The organism is Mycobacterium sp. 1423905.2, assembly GCF_001673155.1.
Lineage (GTDB): Bacteria > Actinomycetota > Actinomycetes > Mycobacteriales > Mycobacteriaceae > Mycobacterium.
Map to the genome: position 1 here is coordinate 1 of NZ_LZLE01000369.1, position 7253 is coordinate 7253.

At 64.0% G+C, this 7253-nt stretch carries 7 protein-coding genes and 1 pseudogene; 1 reads left to right on the forward strand and 7 read right to left on the reverse strand.

Annotated elements, in window-relative coordinates; translation table 11 throughout:
* On the reverse strand, window positions 1-462 hold a 462-nt coding region (locus A9W95_RS25760; RefSeq protein ID WP_156746421.1), incomplete at its 3' end, for a DUF3097 family protein.
* Between the two features lie 115 nt (window positions 463-577).
* On the opposite strand from A9W95_RS25760, the gene A9W95_RS25765 reads away from it, so the two are divergent.
* The gene (locus A9W95_RS25765) at window positions 578-1672 is read left to right on the forward strand and encodes a DUF4185 domain-containing protein (RefSeq protein WP_082983330.1); all 1095 of its coding nucleotides are present in this window, start codon (window positions 578-580) and stop codon (window positions 1670-1672) included.
* Here the strand turns inward: A9W95_RS25765 and A9W95_RS25770 are convergent.
* The 6 genes and pseudogenes from A9W95_RS25770 to A9W95_RS27415 all read right to left on the reverse strand — a co-directional run.
* On the reverse strand, window positions 1636-2598 hold the full coding sequence (locus A9W95_RS25770) for a patatin-like phospholipase family protein (RefSeq protein ID WP_156746422.1): 963 nt from the start codon (window positions 2596-2598) through the stop codon (window positions 1636-1638). The two genes, A9W95_RS25765 and A9W95_RS25770, sit on opposite strands and share 37 nt — an antisense overlap.
* Window positions 2599-2603: 5 nt before the next feature.
* The gene (locus tag A9W95_RS25775) at window positions 2604-3674 is read right to left on the reverse strand and encodes an ABC transporter ATP-binding protein (protein ID WP_067419175.1); all 1071 of its coding nucleotides are present in this window, start codon (window positions 3672-3674) and stop codon (window positions 2604-2606) included.
* A gap of 3 nt (window positions 3675-3677) precedes the next feature.
* Window positions 3678-4520 (reverse strand): carbohydrate ABC transporter permease, encoded by an 843-nt coding sequence (locus tag A9W95_RS25780; protein ID WP_067419181.1) that lies wholly within the window; start codon window positions 4518-4520, stop codon window positions 3678-3680.
* Window positions 4507-5406: a carbohydrate ABC transporter permease gene (locus tag A9W95_RS25785; protein WP_067419184.1), complete on the reverse strand. Its 900-nt coding sequence runs from the start codon at window positions 5404-5406 to the stop codon at window positions 4507-4509. Before A9W95_RS25785 ends, A9W95_RS25780 begins: the two co-directional genes overlap by 14 nt.
* Complete coding sequence (locus A9W95_RS25790) at window positions 5403-6722, reverse strand: sugar ABC transporter substrate-binding protein (RefSeq protein WP_067419186.1); 1320 nt, start codon at window positions 6720-6722, stop codon at window positions 5403-5405. The genes A9W95_RS25785 and A9W95_RS25790 overlap by 4 nt, the downstream gene beginning before the upstream one ends.
* 48 nt (window positions 6723-6770) lie before the next feature.
* Window positions 6771-7253: pseudogene (locus tag A9W95_RS27415) on the reverse strand (RNA polymerase subunit sigma); the annotation flags it as partial.

Sequence of the window (7253 nt, forward strand, 5' to 3'; positions counted from 1 at the left end):
AGCGAATTCCGCCACGATGTCGACCAAGTCGTCGACTCCACCCAGATGCTCCACCACGACGCCCTCGACGCGCAGGTCCTCGCCCCACACCTGCGCAATGAGCTCGGCGTCGTGACGGCCCTCGACGTAGATCCGGCTGGCGCGGGCGACCCGCGCCCGCGCCTTCGGCACTGCGATCGATCCGGACGCCGTCCGGGCAGCGGTCGCGGGAGCTGTACGACGTGGCGGGGTCAGAATCACCGGTCGACCCTCGAGCAGGAACCCGGGCCCCAGCGGGAAGCCGCGGGTCTTGCCGTGCCGGTCTTCTAAGTCGACGCGGCCGTATTCGACGCGCACGACGGCTCCCACGTAACCCGTTTGAGCGTCCTCGACGACCATGCCGAGTTCGACCGGATGCTCAACCGAACGAGGCTTGCGTCGACCTCCCCCGGCAAGCACGTCGGTTCCATAACGATCAACCACGCGGCAATACTAGGGATGCACTCGGAGCATCGTCCTCACGGCGCGCCGCTCCTGGCCGAAAGCGGTTGTGAACGCGGTATTTCCACTAATTCTCGTAGTGATTTAGTTTGGTCGGATGGATCACCCCGCCAATAGAGCGCTGCCACCTGGTGGGGTGCGGCGGCTGGGCCCGATCGCTGGGACCGGCGCCAACCCCGGCATACCCGGCATCGGAGCGGCGGATCTAGGAGAAGTTGTTCAGCTTCCCGCAGGTGACCTAGTGGCGGTTTTCGGTGACTGCTTCGCAGGGGACATGGTGGGCGGTCCGGACACCGAGCATTACCGCTCTGTGGCCGTGCCGATTGTTCGGTTCGACCGTCACGGCCGGCCGATCTTCGATGCACCGTGCAACAAGCCGGGCGGGCCTCGACGGCCCAATGTTCTGTTTCCGCCGCCGCCGCAGGCGCTGAAGATCGACCCGGACATGAACACCCTGCCCGCGGGCAGCATCGTGACCCACGAGATCACCTACATGCTGGTGGTCGGCACCAGGAACCTGCAACCTCATGCCGGCTCCTGGTTGGTTGAGGTGACCGATGACCCTGGCGCAGGATGGAAACCGATCCCCGGTTCCTGGCGTCCGGCGACAGCCGCACCCACCCAGATCAGCGGCTTTCACGCGACCGACGGGATCGTGTACATCGCCGCCGACTCCTTCGATCGCAGTCAGGGCGTGCGCCTGTATCGCGTCGACCGGGCTCAGGTAGCTGACCGCAGCGCTTGGCGACCATGGACCGGAAAGCGCTGGGGCACAACGAGAGACGCTGCGGCGCTCATCAGTCCACCCGAGACCACCTACGGCGAGCTCAGCTTTCGGGAAGTCGAAGGAATGCCGGTACTTTCCGCATTCAACAGCACACCGGGGGTGTACGAAGTCCAAGTGCGCGTTGCCGACAGCGCAACCCAAATCTTCAGCGACTGGCGGCCGCCGATCATCGCCGCTCAGCAGGGCATCCCGAACGCCGCCAACTACCTGCATCAGCCCTACGGCGGATACATCGTGCCGGGATCGACACTGAGAAGTCTGAGAATACTTGTCAGTCAATGGAATACCGGGGTCGACGGTGACGGTGTGCCGTTCGGCGCGCCGTACAACACCCAGCAGATCATCGTCAACGCAGGCCGGACCCGGGTTCAGCTCGACGAGGGAGCTCCGCACTCGGACAGGTAGTCGTCGTAATTCCAATCGGCCAAGAATTTGCGTCCGGCACCAAGTCCGCGTTCATAGAGCGCGTCGCGTTGTTCGGCGGTGATGTCGAAGGCGATGGGGCTCACCTCCTGGGCCGGGACGAAGATGGTGCGACGCACCGTGCAGGCGTCATCGATGTAGGCGTTGTCCTGGTTGCTCACCAACGTTTCAATTGCCGCGATTCCCAGCGACACTGGACCGTGAACTGGCTGAGTGGGTGGGATGCCCGGACGGGCGGACAGCCGTATTCCGAAGGTCGGCCAGCGCGGCTCGGCGCGGTCGAAGAGTTCGACCGGAAAGTTGGACAGCAACCCGCCGTCGACCCACGTGGCGCCGCCCGTCCGGACCGGCTCGAAGACAAACGGGATCGCTGACGAGGCGTGCACAGCGCGGGCTACCGAGAACTCGTTTGGGTCCAGTCCGTAGGAGTCGAGATCCCACGGGATACGCACCAGTCGGCGTCGGGACAGATCGCTGGCCGTGACTACCAGGGACCAGGCGAACTGTTCAGGTTCTTCACCAGTGCGCAGGTCGCCGAAGGTATGCACACCGAAGTCGGCGAGCAGTCCGCTCAGCAACTGTTCTAGGTAAGCCCCGCGATATACGCCGTCGGACAACAATAAGGACAACCCCCCGCCGATCAGCGGTACGTGCCCGATCAGGTTGCGGTCGAGGAACTTTCGATAGTCGATGGTGCGCATGATCTCGGCGAGCCGGCTCAGCGGTTCGCCGGCGGTCTGCAGAGCAGCCACCAGCGACGCCACGATCGCGCCCGCACTGGTGCCGGCGACCCGGGGGAATTGATAGCCGGCTTCGGCCAGCGCATCGACCGCTCCGACCAGCCCAATGCCTCGCACTCCCCCGCCTTCGCAGACCAGGTCCGCCTTCGCGGTGCTCATGCCAGCCACGTTACTCACTGCATCCGGCGACCGTCGACGCCGAAAAAGTGTAAGCGCCCGGGTTGTGGGTGCAGGCGGACTCGGCTGCCTTTCGCGGGCGGATCATGACCTTCGGTCCGGGCGACGATGGATTTTCCGATTACTTTGTCGGAGCCGGTGATTCGGCCATACAGGTAGGCGTCGGCGCCTAGTTCCTCAACCACATCAACCTCTATCTCGACGCCGCGGTCGCCCAGGGTGAAATGTTCGGGACGGACCCCAACCACGATCTCGGGCGCGGTGCCGGCGATCTCACGGGGCACCCGGATCAGCCAGTCGCCCAACGACACCGCCGAATCCACGACCGGCAGACTGAACAGGTTCATCGCCGGGGAACCAATGAAACCGGCGACGAACACGTTGTCGGGATTGCGATACAGTTCGCGCGGCGCCGCGCACTGCTGCAAGACACCGTCACACAACACCGCGACCCGATCACCCATCGTCATCGCCTCAACCTGGTCATGGGTGACGTAAACGGTGGTGGTTCCGAGTTGGCGCTGCAGTGCCGCGATCTGGTTACGGGTCTGCACCCGCAGCTTGGCGTCGAGATTGGACAGCGGCTCATCCATCAAAAACACCTGGGGCCGGCGCACGATCGCCCGGCCCATCGCGACCCGCTGGCGCTGCCCGCCGGAGAGATCCTTCGGCTTGCGGTTCAGGAAGGTTTGCAGATCCAGCATTTTCGCCGCTTCGAGCACTCGTTGTTGAATCTCCGCCTTCGGTGTCTTGGCCACTTTCAGCGCGAAGCCCATGTTCTGCCCCACCGTCATATGCGGGTACAGCGCATAGTTCTGGAACACCATCGCGACGTCGCGGTCCTTGGGCTCGACATGGGTGACGTCACGGCCACCGATGCGGATGGTTCCGGAATCCACTGGGTCCAGTCCCGCGACCATGCGCAGCGACGTTGTCTTGCCGCACCCCGACGGCCCGACCAGCACAACGAATTCACCATCGCCGACTTCGAGATTCAGCCTGTCCAAGGCCGGTCGCTCAGCCGCCGCATATTTGCGCGTCGCCTCTTCGAAGGACACCGAAGCCATCTGTTACCCGCCCATCCCTGTCACCGCGATGCCGCGGACGAATGAGCGCTGCGCAACGGCGTAAATGACGATCAGAGGCAGCAGGATGAGCATCGAGGTCGCCATCAACACCGGCCAACGGGCCACATATTCGCCACGCAGGCGCACCAGGCCCAGCGTCAGCGTGGCCAAGCTGTTGCGCTGAATCATCAACAGCGGCCACAGGAAGTCATTCCACACGTTGACCCAAGTCAACACGGCGAGCACCATGACTGCCGGTCGCGCATGAGGCAACAGAATGCGCCAATAGATCTGCCACGGCGAGCACCCGTCGAGGATCGCGGCCTCCTCGAGGTCAGGCGGCAGGGTGCGGAAGAACTGCCGCATCAGGTAAGTGCCGAATGCGCTGCCGAACAAGCCGGGGACGATCATCGCCCACGGTGTGTCCACCCAACCGGCAGTGCGCATCAGAATGAACTGCGGTATGACCGTGACTGTAAGCGGAACCATCAGCGTGCCGAGATATAACAGGAACAGCGTGTCGCGGCCGCGGAACTCGAGGCGGGCGAAGGCGTATCCGGCGAGCGAACAAAAGAACACTTGGCCGGCGGTGACGCATCCGGCATACAGCACGGTATTGAAGAGCATGCGCCAAAACGGCATCAGGTCGAACACCTGGCTGTAGTTGGACCAACGTGGCTGGGACGGTAACAGCTTCGGTTCGCTGACCTCACCTTCGCGTTTCAGCGAGCCGGACAGCGCCCACAGGATCGGAAACAGCGCGCACCAGGCGATGGCGATCAGACCGGTGTACACGACGACGACTCGAAGCACGCTGCGGGGTACGGCCGCGTCAACTGAGGCCACGGGAAACCTCCCAAGAGCGTCGCCTGGTGATGCGCAGCTGAACCACGGTGAGAATGAGCAAGATCGCGAACATCACCCATGCCAGCGCGGACGCGTAACCGAACTCCAGGAAGGAGAAGGCGTGCTGGAACAGCATGATGCCCAACACGTACGTTCCTGTCTCCGGCCCGCCGTTCGCGCCGGTGAGAACGTAGACGAGGTCAAATGACTGAAATGCGTGAATGATCGAGATCACCACGACGAACGACAGCGCGCTACGAATCAGCGGCACGGTGATGGACACGAATTGGCGGACCTCGCTGGCGCCGTCGATCTTGGCCGCCTCGTACACCGTCTCAGGGACTCCTTGCATGGCGGCCAGCAACACCACGGTGGCAAACGGAACGCTGCGCCACACGCTGACCAGACACAGCGAAGCCATCGCCCACCTCGGCTCGACCAGCCACGGTATGGGTCCGATGCCAACCCATCCGAGCATGATGTTCAACAGTCCGTTATCGGTGTTGAAGACGAATTGCCACACGACCGCCATGACCACCGACGAGATGGCCAGTGGCATGAACACGATGGTGCGAAAGACCCCTATTCCCTTGATCTTCCGATTGAGCATGGCTGCCACGACCAGACTGATCAAGACGGTCGGTACGACGGTTCCCACCGTGTAAATCACCGTATTGCGCAGCGCGATGACAAACAGCGGGTCGGACGTGAAGAGATCGGTGAAATTCTTGCCACCCACGAACTTCGGCGGAGTGAAAAGGTCCCACCGTTGGCCGCTCATGTACAGCGAGAAACCCAAAGGGAAGAGCATGAACACCACGACGGCCGCCAAGTTCGGTGCCACGAACAGGCGCCCGGCGCGTGCGCGTCTGTCGACTCCGGTCATGGGCTGCCGAGCACCTCGTCGACGGCATGCGACAGCGCGGTCAGCGATGTCGCTGGACGGGCGCCGCGCAGCACCGGGCCGAAATTGCGGTCCATCAACGCCGCGATCTTCTCCCACGCGGGCGTGACCGGCATTCCCATGGACACCGACGGTCCCTCGGTGAGCACGCCGAGGTTGCCGATTCTGCGGTGTGCGCGGGCGAATTCCGCGGAATCGATCGCGGACCGCAGCACCGGCACAAAGAGGCGCGATTCGCCGATGAGGACTTGCCCGACGGGGCCGGTGGCGAACTTGACGAACTCCCATGCCTGATCCTTGCGCCGGCTGGTGGCCGCGATGGCGAGCCCGGTGACGCCGATGTTGGAACAGGCCTTGGTTCCGTGGGGGCCCACCGGCAGGGGTGCCACGTCGAAGTCGAGACCGTCGGCCCGGTCGAACGTCTGATATCGCCAGTGACCGCCCAACGCGATGGCGGCTTTGCCGACTGCGAACAGATCCGCGTTGGACATCGATTGTTGGTCGGAGGCGCTAGGCGCCACCCCATGCTTGTTGGTCAGGTCCGCGTAGAACTGCACGGCTTCGATGAATGAGTCTTTGTCGAAGTTGAGGTGGGTGGGATTGGTGAGCGGAGCCGCCCACGGTACGCCGTTGTTCATGGCGAACAACCCGGCCGAGTAGTAGGGCATCCAGGCGTTGACGAAGCCCCATTGCGTTACCCGGCCGGACGCGTCGCGCCGAGTGAGAGCGGCCGCGGCATCGAGGAATTCAGTGAAAGTCCATGGCCGGCTCCACGCTGGCGGCGGGGGCGCCAGCCCGGCGGCGCCGAACAACGCCTTGTTGTAGAACAAGTAATTCCCGGACCACTGTTCAGGGAAGGCGTACTGACCGTCGTCGTAAGCAAACGTCGCGTACAACCCCGGAATGCTGTCGGATTGCAGTTGCGCGGCGAACTGGCGGTCGCGCGCCAAAAAGCTGTTGAGGTCGAGCAACACTCCCCGGGCGGCCAGTTCGGCATACGTGAGTTCCCACGCCATCAACACATCGGGGCACTTGCCGCCGGCACAGAACGTCGACAGTTGTTGCATCACCCCGGGACCGGACAAGATGGCCCGCACCTTGATCTCTGGATGCCGGCGCTGGAACTCCTCGATGATGCGCATCCGGGGGCGGACTTCGTCGGGATTGGCGGCGAAGAAAAACGTCAGGGCGTCGTCGTCGTCGGAGGCACAGCCGGCCGCCCACGGAGCCAGACCGGCCACGGTGACCGCGCCCGCGCCCCGCAACAGGCTGCGCCGTCCGAACGGCTTCTCCACCATGTGTTTCCATCCCCGGCCCGTTTTCTTCGAGCCCGCGTGACGTCCTTCTTAGTCGATGGCCCTGTGCTTCTGCTGAAATGTTCGGTACGGCTCGGCGTACGCGGACGTGAGGACCGCATCTCGCACACCCTGGCCGGTGATGTCGATTGCCCGGATGCGGTTGTCCTCACCGAATTCGAGTCGTAGCAGCGCCTGCAGGCGCCCGCCGGGTGCCAGCGCAATACCGGGAATCCCGTCGATGAGGACGACAACCCCGGTGCGCGCTCGTTGGGTGAAGCGCCGGGTTTCCTCGGCAACGCGCCGGGCGCCGCGCACCTCGGTCGGCACGTCGTGGGGAACCAGGCGTCGATCGACCCGGCGCACAACGTTTGGAGCCAGCAACTCGAGTAAGGCGGCGATGTCGCCGCCGCGGGAGGCGGCCAAGAACGCCTCGACGAGCTTGATGTGTTGAACGGTGCGCGGGGTACGGACAGGCGGGTGCGGCTGTAACCGGCTGCGAGCGCGGCTGGCCAACTTCTTCGCGGCCGCCGG